19 protein-coding genes, 1 pseudogene and 3 other annotated features are annotated in these 22491 nt (G+C 34.5%); of the genes and pseudogenes, 7 read left to right on the top strand and 13 right to left on the bottom strand.

Annotated features, from left to right (window positions below; genetic code table 11):
* Positions 1–46: 46 nt before the first annotated feature.
* Both LCF45_RS10845 and LCF45_RS10840 read right to left on the bottom strand, forming a co-directional pair.
* Positions 47–1246, bottom strand: a complete 1200-nt coding sequence (locus LCF45_RS10845; protein ID WP_078178919.1) for an ABC transporter permease — start codon at positions 1244–1246, stop codon at positions 47–49.
* A complete protein-coding gene (locus LCF45_RS10840) occupies positions 1239–1949 on the bottom strand; it encodes an ABC transporter ATP-binding protein (protein WP_002127194.1) in 711 nt (236 codons plus the stop codon). The genes LCF45_RS10845 and LCF45_RS10840 overlap by 8 nt, the downstream gene beginning before the upstream one ends.
* 153 nt (positions 1950–2102) lie before the next feature.
* On the opposite strand from LCF45_RS10840, the gene LCF45_RS10835 reads away from it, so the two are divergent.
* Complete coding sequence (locus LCF45_RS10835; RefSeq protein ID WP_002127192.1) at positions 2103–2534, top strand: GNAT family N-acetyltransferase; 432 nt, start codon at positions 2103–2105, stop codon at positions 2532–2534.
* 29 nt (positions 2535–2563) lie between these two features.
* Positions 2564–3091, top strand: a complete 528-nt coding sequence (locus LCF45_RS10830) for an HAD-IIIA family hydrolase (protein WP_002127190.1) — start codon at positions 2564–2566, stop codon at positions 3089–3091.
* A gap of 56 nt (positions 3092–3147) precedes the next feature.
* Here LCF45_RS10830 and LCF45_RS10825 read toward each other — a convergent pair whose 3' ends face one another.
* The 6 genes from LCF45_RS10825 to LCF45_RS10800 all read right to left on the bottom strand — a co-directional run bounded on the left by LCF45_RS10825 (position 3148) and on the right by LCF45_RS10800 (position 8591).
* Entirely contained in the window at positions 3148–3588 is a 441-nt protein-coding gene (locus LCF45_RS10825) for a GNAT family N-acetyltransferase (RefSeq protein WP_033708121.1), read from the bottom strand.
* Positions 3585–4058, bottom strand: coding sequence for an SAM-dependent methyltransferase (locus LCF45_RS10820; protein ID WP_002127188.1), 474 nt, complete (start codon positions 4056–4058; stop codon positions 3585–3587). The genes LCF45_RS10825 and LCF45_RS10820 overlap by 4 nt, the downstream gene beginning before the upstream one ends.
* A gap of 87 nt (positions 4059–4145) precedes the next feature.
* A complete protein-coding gene (locus LCF45_RS10815; RefSeq protein ID WP_002127187.1) occupies positions 4146–4844 on the bottom strand; it encodes an aspartate/glutamate racemase family protein in 699 nt (232 codons plus the stop codon).
* 147 nt (positions 4845–4991) lie between these two features.
* Positions 4992–6194, bottom strand: coding sequence for an iron-containing alcohol dehydrogenase (locus LCF45_RS10810; RefSeq protein WP_002168486.1), 1203 nt, complete (start codon positions 6192–6194; stop codon positions 4992–4994).
* Positions 6195–6281: 87 nt separating this feature from the next.
* Positions 6282–7721 (bottom strand): GntP family permease, encoded by a 1440-nt coding sequence (locus tag LCF45_RS10805; RefSeq protein ID WP_002127185.1) that lies wholly within the window; start codon positions 7719–7721, stop codon positions 6282–6284.
* 204 nt (positions 7722–7925) lie between these two features.
* The gene (locus LCF45_RS10800) at positions 7926–8591 is read right to left on the bottom strand and encodes an HAD family hydrolase (protein WP_016126864.1); all 666 of its coding nucleotides are present in this window, start codon (positions 8589–8591) and stop codon (positions 7926–7928) included.
* A 191-nt stretch (positions 8592–8782) separates the two neighbouring features.
* On the opposite strand from LCF45_RS10800, the gene LCF45_RS10795 reads away from it, so the two are divergent.
* Positions 8783–9580 (top strand): lipid II flippase family protein, encoded by a 798-nt coding sequence (locus LCF45_RS10795; RefSeq protein ID WP_078203237.1) that lies wholly within the window; start codon positions 8783–8785, stop codon positions 9578–9580.
* A gap of 24 nt (positions 9581–9604) precedes the next feature.
* Positions 9605–10180, top strand: coding sequence for a nucleotidyltransferase family protein (locus tag LCF45_RS10790; protein WP_002127181.1), 576 nt, complete (start codon positions 9605–9607; stop codon positions 10178–10180).
* 39 nt (positions 10181–10219) lie between these two features.
* On the opposite strand, the pseudogene LCF45_RS10785 reads toward LCF45_RS10790, so the two are convergent.
* From LCF45_RS10785 to aspS, 3 genes and pseudogenes are all read right to left on the bottom strand, one after another.
* Positions 10220–11134 (bottom strand): annotated as a pseudogene (locus LCF45_RS10785) (alpha/beta fold hydrolase).
* A gap of 36 nt (positions 11135–11170) precedes the next feature.
* A complete protein-coding gene (locus LCF45_RS10780; RefSeq protein WP_263894801.1) occupies positions 11171–12511 on the bottom strand; it encodes a sodium-dependent transporter in 1341 nt (446 codons plus the stop codon).
* Between the two features lie 116 nt (positions 12512–12627).
* Positions 12628–12876, bottom strand: a binding site (T-box leader).
* A 168-nt stretch (positions 12877–13044) separates the two neighbouring features.
* Positions 13045–14343 (bottom strand): aspartate--tRNA(Asn) ligase, encoded by a 1299-nt coding sequence (gene aspS / locus LCF45_RS10775; RefSeq protein ID WP_263894800.1) that lies wholly within the window; start codon positions 14341–14343, stop codon positions 13045–13047.
* Positions 14344–14448: 105 nt separating this feature from the next.
* Positions 14449–14660: a binding site (T-box leader), on the bottom strand.
* A gap of 251 nt (positions 14661–14911) precedes the next feature.
* Here aspS and LCF45_RS10770 point away from each other — a divergent pair.
* Positions 14912–15391 carry a hypothetical protein gene (locus LCF45_RS10770; protein ID WP_002065155.1) on the top strand — a complete coding sequence of 160 codons (480 nt, stop codon included), beginning with the start codon at positions 14912–14914 and terminating at the stop codon, positions 15389–15391.
* A gap of 106 nt (positions 15392–15497) precedes the next feature.
* Here LCF45_RS10770 and LCF45_RS10765 read toward each other — a convergent pair whose 3' ends face one another.
* A complete protein-coding gene (locus tag LCF45_RS10765; RefSeq protein ID WP_002127175.1) occupies positions 15498–17009 on the bottom strand; it encodes a M36 family metallopeptidase in 1512 nt (503 codons plus the stop codon).
* Positions 17010–17336: 327 nt separating this feature from the next.
* Between LCF45_RS10765 and LCF45_RS10760 the strand changes: the two genes are divergently transcribed.
* Complete coding sequence (locus LCF45_RS10760; protein WP_002127173.1) at positions 17337–17933, top strand: TetR/AcrR family transcriptional regulator; 597 nt, start codon at positions 17337–17339, stop codon at positions 17931–17933.
* The gene (locus tag LCF45_RS10755; RefSeq protein WP_263894799.1) at positions 17923–19008 is read left to right on the top strand and encodes a DUF418 domain-containing protein; all 1086 of its coding nucleotides are present in this window, start codon (positions 17923–17925) and stop codon (positions 19006–19008) included. Before LCF45_RS10760 ends, LCF45_RS10755 begins: the two co-directional genes overlap by 11 nt.
* Positions 19009–19060: 52 nt before the next feature.
* Here the strand turns inward: LCF45_RS10755 and ileS are convergent, their stop codons facing one another.
* Positions 19061–22162 carry an isoleucine--tRNA ligase gene (gene ileS / locus LCF45_RS10750; protein WP_002127171.1) on the bottom strand — a complete coding sequence of 1034 codons (3102 nt, stop codon included), beginning with the start codon at positions 22160–22162 and terminating at the stop codon, positions 19061–19063.
* 54 nt (positions 22163–22216) lie between these two features.
* Positions 22217–22455, bottom strand: a binding site (T-box leader).
* Positions 22456–22491: the final 36 nt, after the last annotated feature.

Here is a 22491-nt window from a genome sequence, read left to right as displayed (position 1 = left end):
ACCAGTGTGTTACAGACTAGAAAAAGAGCCATTTCCGGCTCTTTTTCTATGGTAAAAATACAATCCAACCAATCCATACTATAAAAATAATCCCGGCAATTACAGCTGGTAATAAATAAAAATGAGAAAGTATAACTATTCCATACAAAAGTATTACTGGAAGTAATAAATAGCGATCTGCCTTCCATCTTAACAATAGTAATTTGCCTTCATCACAATATAAATGTAGAAACATTTTTTTCGTAAATTCATTCCAATAATCGCGTGCATAACGAGAAATTGCAACTAACGTAAATACGAGGATAATAGCTGCAATCCACCTCGGACTCATCATAATACTTACCGTGCTTATACATACAATTTGAATATAAAATATTCGTGCACTACTTGTACGGAAAAATTCTTTCAAAAAAGATTCAACGATACGCGAATCAGCTTTTTTCCCTAAAAGTCTTTTAGAATGTGGGAACATCCACGGTTTTTTACTCGAACTACTCGGTTTAGCCGCATGACCACCAACTTGCATAATCCCACTCGTCCAGCGCATACTTTCTTCTTTCTCTTTCTCAACTTCTTTAAAAAAGCAATTTTTATAATTTAGTTTTTCTTTTATCAATACGATAATTAGAAAAACTGCTAGACCGATACATAGTATAGAATAAAATGGATTTTTATAAATAAGAAACAGACTCAATCCAAAAAAGGATAGACTTATAGAAAATATTACATTTTTTATAATCCATAGTAGCCATCGTTTCCCCACACGTATATGAATAAATCTCGTCAACAACGACAACATAAATCGAAATACAGTAAAGAATGTCCAAAATAATACGATTTGTATCTTTGTCGCTCCGATACTTTTCATTAACACTGGTAACATAACAACTACTACCATTACATTCGTTATCGCTATTCGAATAAATGTATATATCATGCCATACTGAATTAATTTTCGCATATGAGTTGGATACGAAATTAAAAATAAACTATCTGCTTGTTCAAAAAACGAGCGTACACCTCTCGAATATGTTACAAGATAAAATGCGAGTAAACCTAATCCGAAATACACAGTCTCTTCCATCGATAATGTTTCCGTCCATAGTGATCGATAATAGATTCCCATAAATATAAGTGCTGGAATAATTATATATAACGCAACTGTCCAATCTGTTACCGAACGTATGGACTTCCATTTCCGCTCAAGTTCATGGCGTAATCTTTTATAAAATTGTTTTTTAATCATGCTGTTCACGCCTTACGATTACATCAAAACAGTCTAATAATGAACTCCCCGGCATTTCCGCTAACGTTTGAATAGACTCTAAATGTCCATCTGCAACTAATGTACCTTGTGAAATGAGCAAAAATCTTTCGCAAATTCTTTCAGCAGTATCCAATACGTGCGTACAAAGTAAAATTCCTGCCCCGCGCTCTTTTTCTTTATATAAATAACTTAAAAACTCTTTCGTAGCTACTGGATCTAATCCGATAAAAGGTTCGTCAATTATATAAAAATCTGGCTTAGTTAAAAACGCCAATATAAGCATCGATTTTTGTTTCATCCCCTTTGAAAACTTTGATAAATACTCATGCTTATGCTTATCCATTCGAAACATATGCAATAATTCTTCAGCTTCCCTTTCCCAGCTTCCTACTTCATTCTCACGAGCAGCCATTAATAATTCAATATGTTCCCAGAGCGTCAAATAATCATAATATGTTGGATGTTCCGGCACATATGCATACGGATTTTTCTTTTCACCAAATGCTATTTCACCATTCATATTTACAAGTAAGCCTAGCATCGTTTTAATCGTCGTACTTTTCCCGGCACCATTTGCGCCAATAAGAGCAACTAATTCACTTTTTTCAATTGAAAAAGCAATATCATGAATTGTTTTTTCACCTATTTCATATCCAGCTGAGCGGATATTCACCTTCAACATACATTCCCCTTCTTTCCATTTCCAATACAATCAAGGAAAAGAATAACATATAGCTATCTGTATATCATTATAAAATATTTATTTTCATAGCAGGAAAAAACATTTTTTAACAGAATATTAAATGTTTGATTACATTTTATTGGAGTGAATAATATGTCTTTTCAAATCCGTGAAGCGACGATAGATGATATAGATGCACTTTGTTCTTTAACGAAAGAATTAAAAGGTTCCTCTATTTCCTATGAAGATATGAACAACCGATTGCAATTCGTACACATGAGTCCTTTTGATTTTTTATATGTTTATGAGGAAGAAGAAACTATATTTGGATTACTTGGGTTTCGTATACGTGAAAATTTAGAAGATGTAACTCGTTATGGAGAAATTTCAATTATTAGCGTCGATTCCACAATACGGCGGAAAGGCATTGGACAAGTGTTAATGAATTATGCAGAACAGTTAGCAAAGAAGCATAATTGCATTGGAACATGGCTAGTTAGCGGAACAAAAAGAGTGGAAGCACATCCTTTTTACAAAAAATTAGGTTATGAAGTAAATGGATATCGATTTGTAAAACATTTTTAAACTACTTTTTAATTGAAGGGACTATAACTATGACAAACATTAAAGCAATTTTCATTGATCGTGACGGTACAATTGGCGGCGACACTACAATACATTATCCTGGATCTTTTACATTATTCCCCTTTACAAAAGCAGCTCTGCAAAAACTAAAAGCTCAAAATATAAAAATTTTCTCTTTCACAAATCAACCAGGTATCGCGGATGGAATAGCGACTGTAGCTGATTTTGTACAAGAATTAGAAGGTTTCGGTTTTGATGATATTTACGTTTGTCCTCATAAACACGGGGATGGTTGTGAATGCCGTAAACCAAGTACAGGCATGCTTCTTAAAGCAGCGGAAAAACATGGGCTTGATTTAACAGAATGTGCTGTAGTTGGTGATCGCTGGACTGATATTGTGGCAGGAGCAAAAGTGAATGCGACAACAATATTAGTTCGAACAGGCGCTGGATACGATGCTTTACATACGTACCGAGACAACTGGGCACATATTGAGCCAAACTACATTGCAGAAAACTTTGAAGATGCAACAAACTGGGTTTTAAATCAACTATAAAACAATTTAAAAGAGACGTTTTCATTTTGAAAACGTCTCTTTTAATCTTACATTTTTTAAAATGTTAATTCATAATGGAAATAACGATTATCTCTTAAATAACCATTTTCAGCGTATAATCGCTGTGCTGATAAATTATCAATCTCTGTTTGTAATTTTACACCTTTTGCGCCATTTTCTAATGCGAATTTTTTAGCAGCTTCTAATAATTTTTTACCTGTTCCAGATCCGCGCTTCGCTGCCTGTACAAACAGATCATTTAAAATCCATAATTCTTTCATTGAAATGGAAGAAAATGATGGATATAGTTGCGTGAATCCAATATATTCACCGTCTTCAACTGCTACGAAAATAACGGATTCTTTTCTCTCGATACGATTTCGTAAAAATACTTTTGCACCTTCTAAATCGGAATCTTGTCGGTAAAACATACGATAGTTATTAAAAACTGATGCTAGTCCATCTAAATCTGCAATTGTTGCCTCATATATTCTCATTTTACTCCATTCCCCTTCCAATACTGTCTCATTATATCCGTTACCCATTTAGGCTGTTGTATTTCTTCTTTCGGCATAAACTCTTTCATTATTGGCTTTATATCCAATATAGGGGTGCCATCAATAGCGTCTAATCCCTCAACAATAATTGATTTACCGTCTCTTTTTATCACTTTTACAATTGTTACACCTAAGCGATTCGGGCGATTTTTCCCGCGCTGTGCAAAAATGCCTACTTTAGGATAATCCTTATTATTTCTAGGATGTCTAGCAACATATTGAATTTGTTCATCCGTTACTTTATGAAAATAAAAAACAACTTCAATATGAGAAAAATCTTCAATCCCTTGTATACTTTCCTCTGTATACAATTCAGTTAAAGTAATACAGGATCTTACTTCTCCCCATTCGTCATCTTTTATTTCCTTTCTTTCATTATGTACAAATGCGATTGGTTGAACTGAAAACATACGCATCCCCCTTAAATGTAACCACTTACATTATAAAATATTTTCTGAATGTTTTCCAGATACATGAACTAAGTTTACATAATATAATTATAATCTATTTTCTAGAGCCACATTTACTGCTTCCATTGCATGTATAAAAGTTGTATCAAATATCGGAACTAATACGTCTTCCTGCTTTATTAATAATCCTATTTCTGTACAACCTAAAATTATGCCCTGTGCTCCTTTTTGCACTAGCTCTTCTATGACTCTTTTATAATACTCTCTAGATTGTGATGTTATTTTTCCTAAACATAATTCTGTATAAATTATTTCATTTATTTTTTCTCTATTTTTTTCTACTGGCACTATTACTTTTATATTATTCTCTTCTATACGTGACTTATAGAAATCTTGCTCCATTGTATATTTTGTTCCAAGTAGACCAATCGTTTGAATACCTTTTCTTTTAATTTCTTTTGCAGTAGTATCAGCAATATGTAATACGGGGATGTTAATATTCTCTTTTATTTTCTCCACTACTTTATGCATTGTATTTGTGCAAATGATTATAAAATCTGCTCCTCCCTTCTGCAATGAATACGCCGCATTCCCTAATACTTCCCCTGCTCCATCCCAATCCCCGTTAGACTGGAATCGTTCAATCTCTTCAAAATCCACACTATTAATCAAACATTTTGCTGAGTGTAATCCTCCTAATCTACTTTTTATCTCTTCATTTAAAATTCGATAATATTCTGAAGTCGATTCCCAACTCATACCACCTATAAGCCCTATCGTTTTCATATTAACACACCTACCTAAACTTTTTTCCAAACTAATAACAATGTTTTATTATGTATATTATACACAATAAAACAAGACTTTAATTTTATAATATAAAGTCTTGTTTTAACTATATTTCCAAGGAAATTTTATGGGAATATTCTGAAATTAATTCCCTAATGTTTTTATAGAATCTTCATATTGATAATTAAAACATTGTCGATACAACTGTTTAATTTCATTATAAGAAGGAACTCGTGGATTATTTCCTGGGCTACCACTTTCAATTGCATCCGAGGCCATTTTTGAAATAGCATTTTCAAACTCAATTTCATCAATTCCATATTCTTTTAAATTTGGAATACGAAGATCGAAACAAAGTTTCTTTATTTCAGCAAGCGTGTAATTCGCTACTTCTTCCTCAGAATATGAGTAGAGATCTTTGTTTAAATTGCGTCCAATCTCGGCTAACCTTTTCACTGCACTTGTTTTTGTGAACTCTAAAACTGTAGGTAATAGTATGGCGTTCGATATACCATGCGGTACATGAAATAGTGCACCTACTGGCCTTGACATACCATGAACTAACGTAACTGATGCATTTGAGAATGCAATTCCAGCTTGTAATGAAGCGATCATCATTGCTTCCCTTGCTTCCATATTATCTCCATCTTCATATGCAATACGTAAATATTTCATAATACTTTCAATAGCCGAAAGAGCAAGTACATCTGTAAGTGGTTGTGAAAATTTAGAAATATATGCTTCAATTGCATGGCATAATGCATCTATACCTGTCGCTGCCGTAATATGAGGTGGTACCGAACTTGTTAATATCGGGTCAATAATCGCTACTTGCGGGGTAAAACTCGGATGCTTCATCATCATTTTTACATCTGTTTTTTTATTCGTAATTACTGCTACACTTGTTACTTCTGACCCAGTACCTGAAGTTGTTGGAATTGCAATGAGTGGTAGTGGATCATTTTCTATTTCAACATCTTTTTGGACGTAATATTCAATTGCTCCACCATTAGTATGTAACACCGCTACTGCTTTCGCAGCATCAATACAACTTCCACCACCAATACCGATAATAAAATCACACTTTCCTTCTTTACAAATCGTTAACGCTTCTAATACGTGTAAATTTGTAGGCTCAGCATTCACTTTGTTATATGTAATAACAGTAATACCTTTCTTATTTAGCTGTTTTATGCACCTTTCAACATACCCTAATTTCTCCATAATTGTATCAGTAACTATAAAAGCTCTTTTCCCAAACTTCTTTGATTGTTCCCCCAGCTTTTCAATCGAATTTCTTCCATATAGTACCGACTTCGGCATACGAAACTCAGCAACTTCTTGCAAGTACTCCACCCCTTCTTCCCCTTATTAATGTTTTAGTTTATAAAATATCAACTAAATAAATCTTTACAATTCATATAGTATCTATTATTAATAAATTCCTGTAATAGTATAGAATGCGATAACTAAAAACACAGCAAGCGTTTTCAAAACTGTAATAGCAAATATATCTTTATATGACTGTTTATGTGTTAAACCTGTTACTGTAAGAATAGTAATAATAGCCCCGTTATGTGGTAATGTATCCATTCCTCCTGATGCCATTGATACGATACGGTGCATAACTTCTAATGGAATATCAAATTGATTGGCTGCTGCAATAAATTTATCCCCCATCGCACTTAAAACAATCCCCATTCCTCCTGATGCAGAACCTGTAATACCGGCTAAAATATTCGTCGTTACCGCTCCATTCACTAAAGGATTTGTGAACGTTGCAGAAATGCCGTCTCTCATAATTGCAAAGCCTGGAAGTGCTGCAATGACACCACCAAAACCAAATTCTGCTCCTGTATTCATTGTTGCAAGTAGCGCACCACCAATACTTGTATTCAATCCAGCTTGAAATCCTGTTACTACCCGTTTCCAATATAATAAAAGAGTTGTTAAAATTCCTATTATAAGTGCCAATTCTACAGACCATATTCCAACTACCGCACTCAATTCTACTTTTCCAAATGCTTTCATACCAATTGCTGAAAAGTCAAAACCGTTCGGATACCACTTCGGTATCATAATAGTAAACACTTTATTCATTACACCTACTAAAATAAGTGGTATAAAAGCAATAAGTTGTTGTGCCCTCGTAATTTCTAAACTATTTAACAGCGGTATTTCTTTCTGCTCTAATTCCAAAGATGCTGCCATTTCAGTATTCCCATTGTTAAAACCAAAATACCCTTCACCTGCTGCTTTTGCCTTCTTACGCCTACTCTCTAAATATAATAAACCTAACGTGAGAACAAAAATTGCCCCTACAATACCAAGTATCGGTGCAGCATAAATGTCCGTTTTAAAAAATGTTGTAGGTATTACATTTTGAATTTGTGGTGATCCAGGAAGCGCATCCATTGTAAACGTTACTGCTCCAAGGACAATCGTTCCAGGTATTAAGCGCTTTGGAATATTAGCTTGTCGAAAAAGCTTAGCTGCAAACGGAAATATAGCAAATACCACTACATATACACTAACACCACTATACGTTAAAATAGCACCCATTAAAACAATCGCTAAAATCGTACGTTTTTCTCCAACCAACTCTACAATCGTCTTTGCAATAGAATCAGCAATTCCTGACATTTCTACTACTTTCCCAAAAATTGCTCCAAGTAAAAACACCGGGAAATATAGTTTAATAAACCCTACCATTTTCTCCATAAAAATATTAGAAAAGAAAGGTAATACAAAACTAGGTTCTGTCAAAAATACCGCAAATAATGCAAAAATCGGTGCAAATAAAATAACAGAAAACCCTCTATACGCTACAAACATAAGTAAGCTAAGTGCTAATAATATAATAACTAGCTCCAATTATACCCCTCCTTTAAACTGAAAATTCAATCTTTTATTGATAAACTTCTACTAATCTTTCATTTCTGACATCCCTCCTCTAATTCATACAAATTTTTCATACTAAAATGTCTAATTATACATATTCGATTACATATGAAAAATCCCTTTAAACAAAAACGATTTCATCGTCATACGTTATAAAGGGATTGTTAGTCTCTATTTTTATTTTTTTATTAAACCATTTTCTATACAAAAATGGTGTAGTTCTTCTATATCCTTCGCTATATGAGTCACACTAACTTCAATCAACTCATTTTCACTACCATAGCCATATAAAACACCAATTGAAGCAATTCCATTATGATTTGCACCTATTATATCGTGCTTTCTATCTCCAATCATGACAACTTCCTCTTTATTAAGTCCTTCATTTTGTTGTAAAATATGAGCAATTATTTCTTCTTTTTTTATTCTCGTTCCATTTAAATTACTTCCAATGATATCTTCAAAATAATTCGTTAGTTGAAAATGCTCTATTACTTGTCTAGCAAAAATAGTAGGCTTTGAAGTAGCTATAAATAAACGATTTCCGGTATCTTTTAATTGTTTTAGGAGATTTGGAATACCCTCGTATACACTATTCTCCAACAACCCACGTTGCTTTAAATACTCCCTGAAATAAAAAACAGCTCGTTCAACTTCTCCTTCATTCATATTATATCTCTCTACGAATGATTGCTGAATAGGAGGACCAATAAATGAATCTAACTCACTTACATGTAATTCTTCAATTCCAACCTTTTCTAACGCGTACAAAACTGAATTTACAATCCCCTTTTTAGGATCCGTTACTGTTCCATCTAAATCAAATAAAAATGTTGTATACATATTTAATCCCCCACTCATCCTACTTTACATGTAATACTGAAGGTTTTTTACTACTCTACCTCTACTATACTATCATTATTTATTTTTCGAAAAATTACTTTTTCTATGTTACATAGTTTCAGTTACAAAATACGGATAGATATGATAAAGTAAAAAAGTTACAATTAATTCAATAGAAACTGGTGAAACAAATGTCAATTACATTAATTTTTATAATGGCTTTCACAATTGTCATCCACGCAGTCGAAACTAGTTCTTATAGTATTCGATTAGCTGGTGTTCGTTTAAAAAAGATTGTCGTTGCCTTATCTGTCGTAGGAATGGTATTACTTATTTCAAGAACGTCAAATTTACTACAAGCCTTTTTAATTGGCGGGATTGTCGATGACGCAAAACAAGATGTTTCTATTAATTTAGAGTATACTATACGACTTGTACTATTATCAGCTTCCATCGGTACATTACTTGCGATTATTCTTTATCCAACTTTGACAAAACTATTTGGATATGTCATTCAAAACTTTGAAACAGATGGTTCTTTCATTCGAATGATGAAAACAAATAACATTCAAAAATTAAAGTACACAAAAAAATATGTGCGCTTTCCAAGATTTGAAATGATTCATAGATTGCGTATCGGTGGTATCCCAAAGCGTATTATGCTTATTAACATGTTTGCTACTGCAATTTATACAGCAGGTGTTCTTTCTGCCCTTTATGCTTCTTTTCTAAATCCAGATTACGCAACAAATGCAAGTACAGCTTCTGGCCTTGTGAATGGTTTTGCTACAATTTTATTAACAGTGTTACTCGATCCACGTATAGCACTTTTGACAGAACGTGCTTTACAATCAGAAAATGGCGCTGAATCTATGAGTAAAATGTATGGTTGGCTAATGATTTCTAGACTTCTCGGCACCTTATTAGCACAACTTTTATTTGTACCAGGTGCTCACTGGATTTTATGGATTATTGAGCTGATGCATTAATCTACTAGGAAGGTGTATTTATCAATGAATATAAAAACAGAGCAAGATTTAATTCACTTAATAGAAAACGACGAATGGATGATGAATGTATTACAATTGGCAAAATCACTAGAGCTACCTGATTGGTGGATTTGCGCTGGGTTTGTCCGTTCTAAAATTTGGGATACTTTACATAACTACGAAGTAAGAACGGCTACGCCAGATGTCGATGTCATTTATTATGATCCATTACATAAAGATGAGGCGTACGAACAATCATTAAAACAGAAGCTGGCGAATATGGATGCCTCTATCCCTTGGTCAGTAAAAAATCAAACTCGCATGCATGTAGTGAATGGAATGCCACCATACTCTTCTTCTGTTGATGCTATTTCTAAATTTCCTGAAACAGCAACCGCTTTAGGAGTTACGCTTGACGAGCAAAACAATGTCATATTAACAGCTCCATGTGGAATTGAAGATGTACTTTCATTACAAGTGAAACCTACACTTCATTTTCTTGAAACGAAAGAACGAATACATATGTACAACAAAAGAGTTAATCAAAAGAAATGGCAAAGTAAATGGCCTAATATTACAATCACTTATCCAGAAATTTAAAATAGAGCGCTTCGCATTATACGAAGCGCTCTTTCTTTTTTAGTTCAAAAAATGAATGACTGTTTCAGCAAATCGATCAGCTTCCTCATAATGTGGTGTATGGCCACTCTCTTCGAATATGATATGCTTCCCATTTCGAGCATCTTTATTAAATGTTTCAATTTGTTTTTCACACGTTACTACATCATATTTTCCTACAATTAATAACATTGGATTTTCTACATCTTTTATTTTTGATAATAATGACGTATGAAATGATCTTTCTGCTTTTAATCTATCAAAATGGATTTCGGAACGCTTTGAAAATTATTCCCACTCTTCATCACTATATAAACTATAGTCAGTTTTAAACTCCTTATTTTCATAAATCTCCATTCTTTTTTCTTCTAATTCATCGCTTAATCTTATGTAGGTTTCTAGCAACTCCTCTGAACTAGTATTGCTAGATGAATAAGCGAGGCACTCTTCTGCTACTTCTTCTTTTCCATACTTTGTTAATAACGTTCCTGTCCTTTGTAATAGAGCCCTACTTGTTAATGCAAAATCGAAAGTCGGACCTTCAAATATTATTTTCTCTATTGAATTTGGATACGCCCTTGCATATAACAATGCTACATATCCACCGAAAGAGTGCCCGATTACAGACCATTTCTCAATTTGTAGTAGTTTTCTTATTTCCTCACAGTCTTCAACTAAATCATTTAATCCAAAAGATTCTTCCTCAGTAATTCCTTCTGATCGACAAACTCCTCTTTGATCTATCATAATTACATATAAGGAATCTTTTAATCGTTCCGCTTGATGAAATGAAAAATCATAACAGCTTTCACCTGGACCACCGTGTAAAAATAATACTGGTTTATTTTTAGGACTTCCATGTGTTTCAACGTATAGCTTTTTCCCTCTAATGTTCATGTATTTCCCTGTTTCCATCAAATTCGCCTTTATAATCATCACCTTCTTTTTTACTGAATATCTTAACATTTATTGTTAAATAATTCCTATTACATTTAAAAAGACAATAATTATTGCAAGTGGTGCTACAAACCGAAGTAAAAATGCCCAGCAAGTAAATACTTTCTTTCCGTAATTTCCACCTACAAAAAATTCAGCTTCTAGCACTTTCTTTTCCATCTTGAATGATACGAAAATACTAATGAATAGCGCTCCAAGCGGCATTAATATATTACTAGATAAGAAGTCTACTGCATCAAAAATATTCTTCCCAAAAATCGTAATATCACTCCATACTCCAAATGATAAGGCCGATGGTATACCTACTAGGAAAATGCAGAAACCGATGATCCATGAAAGTTTAACTCTTCTTTCTTGTTCACCATTTGCTAATGCTGAAACTACCGTCTCTAGTAGAGAAAATGCCGATGTTAATGTCGCAAATGTAAATAGCGCAAGAAATACCGTTAAGAACAATCCTCCTAATGGAATTTGACTAAATACAGATGGTAATACGATAAATAGTAAGCCTGGCCCTTCTGTCGGCTCCATGCCTAACGAAAATACTGCTGGAAAAATGGCAAGACCTGCAAATAAAGAGACGAATAAATTCAATCCAACAATTGTTATTGCTGATTTTGGTAAACTTTCTTTTTTATTTAAATACGAGCTATACGTAACCATAATCGAAATCCCTATACTAATCGCAAAGAATGATTGGCCCATTGCGAATAAAATACTTTCTGAAGTAATCTTCGAGAAATCTGGTTGTAAGAAAAACTTCACGCCTTGCATCGCATTATCCAGTGTTAATGAACGAATAATAAGAGCGACAAATAAAACGAACAATGCTGGTAGCATATATTTACTTGCTTTTTCAATTCCATTTTGTACACCTTTTGATACAACCCATATCGTAATGAACATAAAAGCGAAATGTCCAGTAATAGCCCAAAGCGGATTTCCAATTGTTTCAGTAAATAACGAACCGTAATTTTGTCCCGGAGTAATAAGTTGTCCAGTTACTCCTCTGAATAAATAAATTAGTACCCATCCACCTACAACACTATAAAATGAAAGTAATATAAAACAAGTTCCAACGCCAAGACGTCCAATCCAGTGCCATCCTGTATTTGGTGCGATACTTTTAAATGCTCCAACTGCTTGTTTCTGTGTACTGCGTCCAATCATAAATTCAGCTATAAGTAGCGGTAGTCCAATTAATACAGTAAATAATATAAAAATTAAAAAGAATGCTCCTCCCCCGCTCTTCCCAGCGATATAAGGAAATTTCCATATTGCGCCAAGTCCAATTGCTGATCCTGCTGCTGCCATTATAAAACCTAATTTCGAAGTCCATTGCTCCGTCTGTTTCATCCTATTTTCCTCCTGTTAAAATCATTTTATATTAATAAATAAATATTATTGATCAATCTGAATAAAACCTCCATTTCTTTTTCTATAAAATAAAAAAATGGCCCAACGTCTCTATATAAAGAGACGCTAAGCCATTTACTTAACGCGGTACCACCCTTATTGATTCCATTATGAATCCACCTTAGTAGTAATCGTTTGATTACAAACCTAATATCGAAGGTTAACCGTTAAGATTTACTAAGAATGTGATTCCGTTCCACCTTACTGCTCCTAGGCGAGTTCAGGATGTCATTTGACTATGTCGCACCAACCCATAGCTCTCTGCACAAATACATGACCTTACTACTCCTATTCAACACATTTTAATATTTAGAATATATTTTCTTTTGAAATTAATATGAAGTATATCGGTTATATTTATAACTGTCAAGGGATATATTATTTTTTTGTCGAAAAGGATTTTTATAAACTTTCAATGTAAAAATGAAAGAACAGTAAAAAAGCATCTTCGCGATAATCGCGAAGATGCTTTTTTATGGTATAAGACGTGTACAATCTCTCGGAAAAGCACTCGCCTCTCGGACATTTGTTAACTCTAAAAGTTTATATACAACCCTTTCTAATCCTATCCCAAAACCACCATGTGGTGGACAACCGTATCGGAATGTATTTAAATAAGATTGAAATTTCTCTGGATGTAATCCTTTTTCTTTAAAAGAAGCAAGTAACATATCATAGTTATGAATTCGCTGTGCACCTGATGTAATTTCTAATCCTCTATATAATAAATCGAATGAATCAGTAATAGTTGGATTTTCTTTATTCGGTATCGTATACATCGGTCTCGCTTCTTTCGGATAATGTGTAATGAATACAAATTCACTATTATATGTTTCTTTCACATATTTCCCTAGTAACTTTTCACCTTCTGTATCTAAATCCCCTTCAGGAGATTCTTTCCGATACTTCATTTTCAAAATTTCTTGCGCTTCTGCCAATGTGATTTTAGGAATTTCTGTAATGACAGGTACTTCTATTTGTAGTAGTTGTAATTCTTTTTCACAGTTTTTTGCTACTTGTTGAAACATATATCGTAAAACATCCGTTTCTAATTGCATTACTTCATGAAAATCATGAATAAATCCAAGTTCTACGTCTAACGATATATATTCATTTAAATGTCGTGACGAGTTATGATGTTCAGCCCGGTACACAGGAGCAATTTCAAAAACACGTTCGAGTCCTCCCGCTACCATCATTTGTTTATAAAACTGTGGTGATTGAGCTAAATACGCTTCTTTTTGGAAATATGGAAGCTTAAAAACATTCGCTCCTCCTTCTGCCCCTTGCGAGACAATTTTCGGAGTAAATATACGTGTGAAATCGTTCTCTATTAGGAATTCACTAAAACTTTGAACGAGTGTAGATTTCACTTTAAAAACCGCCGCGATTCGCTCATGCCTTAATGATAATACCCGCTCATTCAACAGTTGATCTAAGCCAACTTGTAGCTTCTTTTTATTTATCTCAAATGGAAGTGGCTCTGCACCATTTAATACTTTCACTTCACGCGCAAGTATTTCAACACCTAATTCTGTTTTCGGTGTCTCTACTATTTCTCCAATTATTTGGACCACACTTTCAACATCAACTTTGTATCCGGCTAACTCGTTTTCTAATACACATTGAATAACTCCCGTTCGGTCTCTTAATAATAAAAAACTAACATTCCCTAGATGACGAATCTTTTTTACCCATCCTTGTAGTAATACAACCTTCCCGCCATGTTCCGTACATTCTCGTGTGAGTGAACGCTTCATTATTTGATCCATTACATTTCCCTCCAATAGTTTTATTTTTATTTACATTATTGTTGTCATCGTCGTCATCCACGGTCACTCACCTCCTTTCAAAGAATACAAAAATCCGCCCCTATAAATAGGGACGGATTTTTCCGCGGTACCACCCAAATTGTCATAATGACCATCTTAGCCCTGATAACGGTAGGTACCGTTTGCTTTTACTAATTATCACGTTCAAAGCAACACTCACAGGTGTCTTTCCATCATGCGGTATCGCAATCTTCCCAGCAATCGATTGCTCTCTGTAGACCCTTGCATCATGTACTTTTCCTAATCATCACTTTTTGTATTTACAGAGTATTCTATCTTTTTATTTTATAAAACGCAAGCCTTTTTAGAAAAATATTGCGATTTCTCACTAAACAGACCCCTTCTAAAGGTATGTAATATGAACATTGAACTCTATACAATTATCATTTGACAGCTTAGAAATGTTTTATCCTTCTCAAATTCTTTCAATTGAAGTTTTCCTATTTTATTACATATTTTACGCATTTCCCACGCATATTATTATTAAAGTTTTATCGGAGGTGTACATATGAAAAAAACAATTAGTTTCTTTCTCCTATTATTATGCTTAGTTGTAGTTAATGAAGCATATGCCTATTCACCAAAATCTTTACCAATCTCTCAAAATTCTGATCAATGGCAAGTAAATATTGATGAAGTAAAAAGAACGAGTGAAAAATTGTTACAACCAAAAAAAGGTGTATTTCAAACATATCATTTCTCTGTAAAAAATCTTGGAAAAAGTGAAGTGTATAATGTACAAGTTGAAGTTTTTCGGAATGAACCAAATACGAAAACAAAATATGAACTCTTTTCCCTAAAAGAAAGTCGTCTAGCGGGCGGTAAAACTGGATTTGAACACGCTAATTTTCCAGTTTCTACAAAAGCGGATAAGGTTGACGTGATCATTACGTGGCAAGAACATCCTTTCCGCTCCATGAGAAACGGTCAAAAAGTTGAATCTAGAAAATTTAAAGAGCATTTTGTTTTTAAAGAAGCAGTAAAGTGAACTTATCGGTATATATACATTATTACCGCTACCAATAAATTTTCTAGTACCAGTTTTCTTAAGCAAATAAAAAAGTCGTGGCTTTTAAACGCCACGACTTTTTATATTAATTCGTACTAATCCCTCTCGCTGCCCAAATGCGATCAATTTCAGTCGCGTGTTGTCCGCCGTATAAAAGAGCATCCGCTTGCTTAATTGCTTTCGCTCCATCACGGAATTTCGCATTTGGCGTTAATGACCAATGTGATTGTAAAATAATTTTTGTTGCTACATCACGTCCAAAAGATTGCGCCATTTCGTATTGACCTTGAGCCCAAATTTCCCCATCATTATGCACTTCATTCGTTATATCTTTCGGGTATACTTTATTCGTATCTAATCGGCGTAAGCACGTCGGATCTGAACTAGAATAAGCAGCCGCATCCCATTCTCCAATGCATGCTTTCCCGTATCCTGTTGTCGAAACTGCATCTTCATAAGTAGCACCTAAGAAATCTCCAAATCCTTCTCCCATCGCTCCACCTTCTGGTGAACTTCCGAAGCCTGGCACTTGATTATCTTGAATAGAATGACCATATTCATGCGCAATAATGCCAGCATCTTCTGCATCATCTACTCCGCCAGTACCGAAGGTTAAAGCTTTCGTTGATGGAGAATAGAATGAATTATCGTCAGTTGTACCATTTACATTCACTTTAATCGAACGTTTATTAATATTTTGAAAGCCTAATCCTTGAATGTAACGCTGTAATGTATCAATATGATAATATGACATAACATCTTCAAAACTATCATTTGCACGTGTATAGTTAAATTGTAAGTTTGTAGATTTCGTCTTCGCTTTTGAAGAAATCGTAACATACTCACCAATTAAAAATCCTGTACCATCTAAACCTTTTAACGTAACAGTTTTCAATTGATTCGTTAATGCTGTTGAATCTGCATCATTATTATCTTTTAACCCTGCTAAACTTCCACTAGATACGACAGGGTTAGGTAAAAATACTTTTCCTGTTCCTTCTGCTTTTCGGTTTATATCAACTTTTTTAATTAACTTTCCATTTTCCGCATCAATGAATGTTTCCCATGCACCGAATGGATTATTAGAATGGACTACCACTTTATATACAGGAATAGCGACTCCCTCTTCAACAATATATCCGAATTCTTTTTCTGTAGGAGCCCATAAGTTTTGCTCACTTTCTCCTCCAACATACGCCATCGATTTTTGTTCTGCATCTTTTTCACTAATTTTTTTCGTAACTTCCTTCACACCTGTAACAGGCTGATAATCAGAAACCGCAAGTAAGCCTTTTCCCTCTCCGTTAAGAGTAACTGTAATTTGTTTTGAAAATACAGGCGCACCATTGACCACTTGTTGGAACCTAACATATGAAGCTACTGATGTTTCTGTTGTAGAAATATATTGCAAGTCTGAAAGGTCTGCCTTCAATCCATATTCCGTAGCATGTCCTTTTAAATATTCAATTGCTTTTTTCTGTGGTGAATAAGCTTCTAGCTTTACTTGCTGTTGTTTTTCCAATGCCGAAACCGTAGAAATCGTCCCCATTACTAATGGCACAGTCATTGCCATTGCCACCATTTTTTTGTTTAACATAAAACCACTCCCCCTAATAAATTGAATCCTTTACCCCATTCCTATAAAGCTATTACTGTCCACAAGTAACGAGATAAATTGAATCTACGAGTAATTCTATACGAGCAATTCTATTACCTTCACATTTATGGTGAGTGAAATTTTCTCAATAATTATGTATAAAATGAGAACAATACTTTAGAAATATATTTATTTCCCACTTCGATTAACTATATTTCACCAAAATAATGTATTGAAAAATAGGTTATTTTTTACCTAACGGTAGGTTGAAAAAGACCTTAATGAATGATACACTTTAATTAACCTTTTTTATTGGGAGGATTTATTATGAGTAAAAGTGAAGAAACACTCTCTTCCATAGTCGAAGCAAGTTATCGACTATTTGCCGGTCACGGCATTGCCAAAACGACCTATACAATGATTGCTGAAGAAGTTGGTATTGCCAAGCCATCTATTTATTATTACTTTAAATCTAAAGATGCATTAATTGAAAGTATTTTTAATGAATTATGTGCAGCGATGCAGTTCTCCTCATTCTTTCATACAGAAGAGTTTACGAAAGAGAATTTCATTGAGAAATGTGTTGAAATTGGCTTTAAAATGATAAACGAACAACAGAAAGATCCTTATTTTAATCGTGTATTACAAGAATATGTATTACTATCTTCAAGAAACGATATGTACAAAGATCGATTACTAACTGTGCAAACAGAATATTTAAACGGATTTGAATCACTCCTAACAAAAGCAAATGAACTTCAACTCATTCAAAATAAAAATCTAGTTTCAAAAGCTCATATGTTAGCATTAGTACTTGATAATATCGGAAACTTCATGATGTTTGATGTAAATATGAATTATAAACAAATATGGATTGAAGCTGTCCACAGCATATTCGAAAGAAGTGATTCGTATGAAAACTAAAAAACGAATTTTCGGCTTAGATTTTGCTAGAGCGTGGGCAATGTTTGGAATGTTACTAGTTAATTTCATGGTGATAACAGGGGCGGAAGGAAATGGGCCTCCTCTGTTAAAAACCTTTATGACGCTTTTTGAAGGTAGAGCTTCTGCCTTGTTTGTTATACTTGCTGGGATTGGCATAACTTTAATGACTAAATCATCTGTTGCTAGCCAAGAGAAAATAAAAATCAATACCAGCCGAATATTGATTTGGAAACGATCACTATTCTTATTTATTTTAGGATTATTATTGTATGTAATGGAATGGACGGGTGATATTTTACACTACTACGGCGTTTACCTTTTCATCGCTGCATTACTAATTACTGTACGAAGAACTATACTAATATGGCTTTCTATCATTATTTTACTTGCTGCACAATATCTCCAACTTACTTTCAACGCCTTCGAAGGATGGGGAGGCACAATCCCATTTATAAACTATATAGACTTTTGGACCTTAACAGGTTTTCTTCGCAACTTATTTTTTAATGGCTATCACCCTATTTTCCCATGGTTTTCTTTCTTCTTAATCGGTATGATAATTGGCAGGTTAGATCTTCATAATAGGAAAATTAGACATTGGTTGTTCTTACTGGGTTTAACAGTAACCGTAATTATAGAGCTATTATCAAAAGGGTTAACACACCTTTTTATCCCATACATTGGTGAAGCAGCCTCTACATTTTTGTTTAACACAGGACCCATTTTACCCAATATATTATACGTCGCATCCGCTACAGGATCTGCTATTGCTATATTAATAATTTGCCTCTACATTGCTGAAAAATATGAAAATAATTGGTTTGTTACTTCCATTATACAAACAGGACAATTAACATTAACGCATTATGTAAGTCATGTATTTATCGGTATTGGCGCATTGATTGTATTAAATCGTATGGAACATCAAACACTACTTTTCGTTTTATTATTTGCTACTGCATTTTTCATTTTCAGTATTTTATTTAGCGTATTATGGCGAAGGAACTTTTCTAGAGGACCTATCGAATGGATTATGCGGAAAATAACTGATTAATTTATCTTCATACAAAAAAGGAAGTTGGAATGATTCCAACTTCCTTTTTTCTTTAATTAGCCGCGTTTAATTTAATTCGGATCTTTGTCTCACCTAAAGAAAGTTCATCGTCCTCATTCGTTAAGTGACCAAATGTAAATTGCTTGACGAGTAAGTTTTCTTCCAATAAATCTTTATGATTCGTTAACGTTTGCTGTAGTTCTTCTTCTGTATCAAGTATTACATCCACTCGTAAATTAACTGGTAAATTCAACTGCTTACGATATTCTTGAACTGCACGAATAAATTCACGTGCTACTCCTTCTTGTAACAATTCTTCCGTTACATTCGTATCTAACATTACCGTATATTGACCGTTAGTCGTATTTGAAAATCCTGATTTCGCAACTTTCTCTACTAATACATCTTCAGCTGTTACAACTACTTCTTCTCCTGGTGCTACTTCGTAAACTGCTCTTTCTGTAGATACAAAGTGTTGTACTTCTTCTTTTGATAATTGTTTTAGCCAGCCATTTACTGCATTCACACTTTTACCAAACTTCGGCCCAGCCGTTTTAAAATTCAGCTTTAATTGATAGGACGTGTATTTCGTTTCATCGAGTTCAACATGGAACGCTTTTACATTTAGCTCATCCATGATGATATCACGATAAGATTCCCAATCCATATCATTTTCATTATGCGCTAGTAATACAAGTTCTGCTAACGGCTGTTTTACTTTTAATGAATGTTGATTACGATTACTTCTTCCAAGTTCAACAACTTGTAAAACAGCATCCATTTCTGCTTCTAACTCAGGCTGGATAAGTGATTCGTTTACAACCGGATAATCTGCTAAATGAACGCTGCTTCCTTCTAAATTCAGATGAATATCCTCAGCTACAAACGGTGTAAATGGTGCGATTAATTTACTAATTGTTACAAGCACTTCATGAAGCGTTTCATACGCAGCTGCTTTTTCAGGATTCATACCAGATTCCCAGAAACGATTACGTGATCGTCTTACGTACCAGTTACTCACTTCATCTACAAGCGCCGCGATTTCACGAGCTGCATTCGTAAATTGATAATCATCAAGTGCTGTTCTCACTTTTTTCGTTGTGCTATGCAATCTTGATAATACCCATTCATCTAATTTCGTACGTTTAACTTCATACTTTTCTTCCGGATTATACTCATCTAAATTTGCATATAAAACGTAGAAGCTATATACATTGACTAACGTATCTACAAATTTAGATTTTGCTTCCAGTACTGTTCTTTCAGAAAAACGCTTTGCATTCCACGGAGCACTGTCAACAAGTAGAGCCCATCTTAAAGCATCTGCACCAAACTGATTTACTAAATCAACTGGATCTAGTGCATTTCCTTTACTTTTAGACATTTTCTGTCCTTCCTCGTCTAGAACATGCCCTAGTGATAACACTCGTTTATAAGGTACTTTTCCTGTATATAGTGCTGATACTGCTAATAAACTATAAAACCAGCCGCGTGTTTGATCAATTCCCTCTGCAATTACATCTGCTGGAAACTGTTCTTCAAATAACTCTTTATTTTCAAATGGATAATGATATTGTGCAAACGGCATGGAACCACTATCAAACCAAACATCGATTACTTCTGGTGTACGATTCATTGTACTTCCGCATTTTTCGCAGCAAACTTGCACTTCATCTACATACGGCTTATGCAATTCTAAATCTTCAGGTGTTTCTTTCGTACTATGCTTTCTTAATTCGGCGATGCTTTTCGGTGAGAATTGATGATCGCAGCTTTCACATTCCCATACGTTTAACGGTGTTCCCCAATATCTATTCCGGCTAATATTCCAGTCCACCATGTTTTCTAAAAACTTACCAAACCGTCCATGCTTCATATGGTCTGGATACCACTTAACAGAATCATTATTTCGTAAAAATGTTTCTTTAATCTCAGTTGTTCGGATTAACCAGCTTTCTCCTGCATAATAAAGTAATGGTGAATCACAGCGCCAGCAATGCGGATAGCTATGTTCATATTTTTCTTTATGATATAGCAAACCTTCTTTAGCTAAATAACGAACGATATCAACGTCACATTCTTTTACAAACTTACCTTTAAGAAATGGTACTGCATCCGTATACTCACCTTTCTCATCTACAACATGTAAGAACGACAATCCTTCACTTTGAACGACTTTATAATCGTCCTCCCCATATGCTGGAGCGATATGAACGAGTCCTGTACCACTATCTGCAGTTACAAAATCTGCTGCAATTACGTGGTACCCATTTGTAACTTCCTTCATCGGAAACGGTGCTGTATAAGATGTGTTTACTAATTCTTCGCCTTTATGAACGGATAATACTTCATAGTTTTCTTTTAGTACTTCTTGTACACGCTCTTTCGCAACAATGTATACATACCCTTCTTGTTTCGCTTTAACGTATTCCATATTTGGATGTACGGCAAGTGCAACATTCGCTGGAAGTGTCCACGGCGTTGTCGTCCATCCAAGGAAATATTCATTTTCACTATCTTTTACTTTAAACTTAACCGTTGCGCTTAAATCTTTCACTGTTTTATATCCTTGTGCAACTTCATGTGAACTAAGCGATGTTTGACAGCTTGGACAGTACGGTGAAACTCTATGCCCTTTATATAACAAGCCTTTTTCATGAATCGTCCCTAAAATATTCCATACACTTTCGATATATGGATTCTCTAGAGTAACGTATGGATCATCCATATCTACCCAATATCCAATGCTCTCCGTAAATTCACGCCACTGCTTCTCATATGTGAATACACTCTCTTTACACTTTTGAATAAATGGCTCAATGCCGTACTCTTCAATCTCATGCTTACCTGAAATACCAAGTTGTTTTTCAACGCCTAATTCTACAGGTAATCCATGTGTATCCCAGCCAGCTTTTCTTAACACTTTATATCCAGCCATCGTTTTATATCTTGCTACTAAATCTTTAATTGCCCGACCAAGTGCATGGCCGACGTGTGGTAAACCGTTCGCCGTTGGTGGTCCTTCATAAAACACAAACGATTGTGCGCCTTCTCTATTCTGAATTGATTGTTCAAAAATGCCCTGTTCGTTCCACTGCTTACGAATACGTGTTTCTCTCCCTACAGCTGACTCTTTTACATCTACTTTCTTCATGTACAATCACTCCTTTGAATGTTTTAAAAGCACACAAAAAACCCGCCCCTATGAAGTAGGGACGGGTTTACCCGCGTTACCACCCTAATTCTATTAGCTTTTCACTAATAGCACTTAGCAACGTACTAATATACGCGTTCTTTGTAACGGTAGACATCCGTCCGAGCTTACTTTATTCAGCCACGGCTCCTCGGAGATGATTTTCAAATAACGTCTGCACACCGGCTTTCAGCAATACACCGGCTCTCTGGAGAACAGCTCACTATTTTACTCTTTCTCGTCTTCAGATTTGTATACTTTATTAAAAGTTATTTTATGCCATTAAACAA

It is taken from the genome of Bacillus sp. 41-22, from assembly GCF_025809295.1.
Taxonomy (GTDB): Bacteria; Bacillota; Bacilli; order Bacillales; family Bacillaceae_G; genus Bacillus_A; species Bacillus_A mycoides.
Note: the sequence above shows the minus strand (reverse complement) of the source record. Positions and strands in the feature narration are given on the sequence as shown.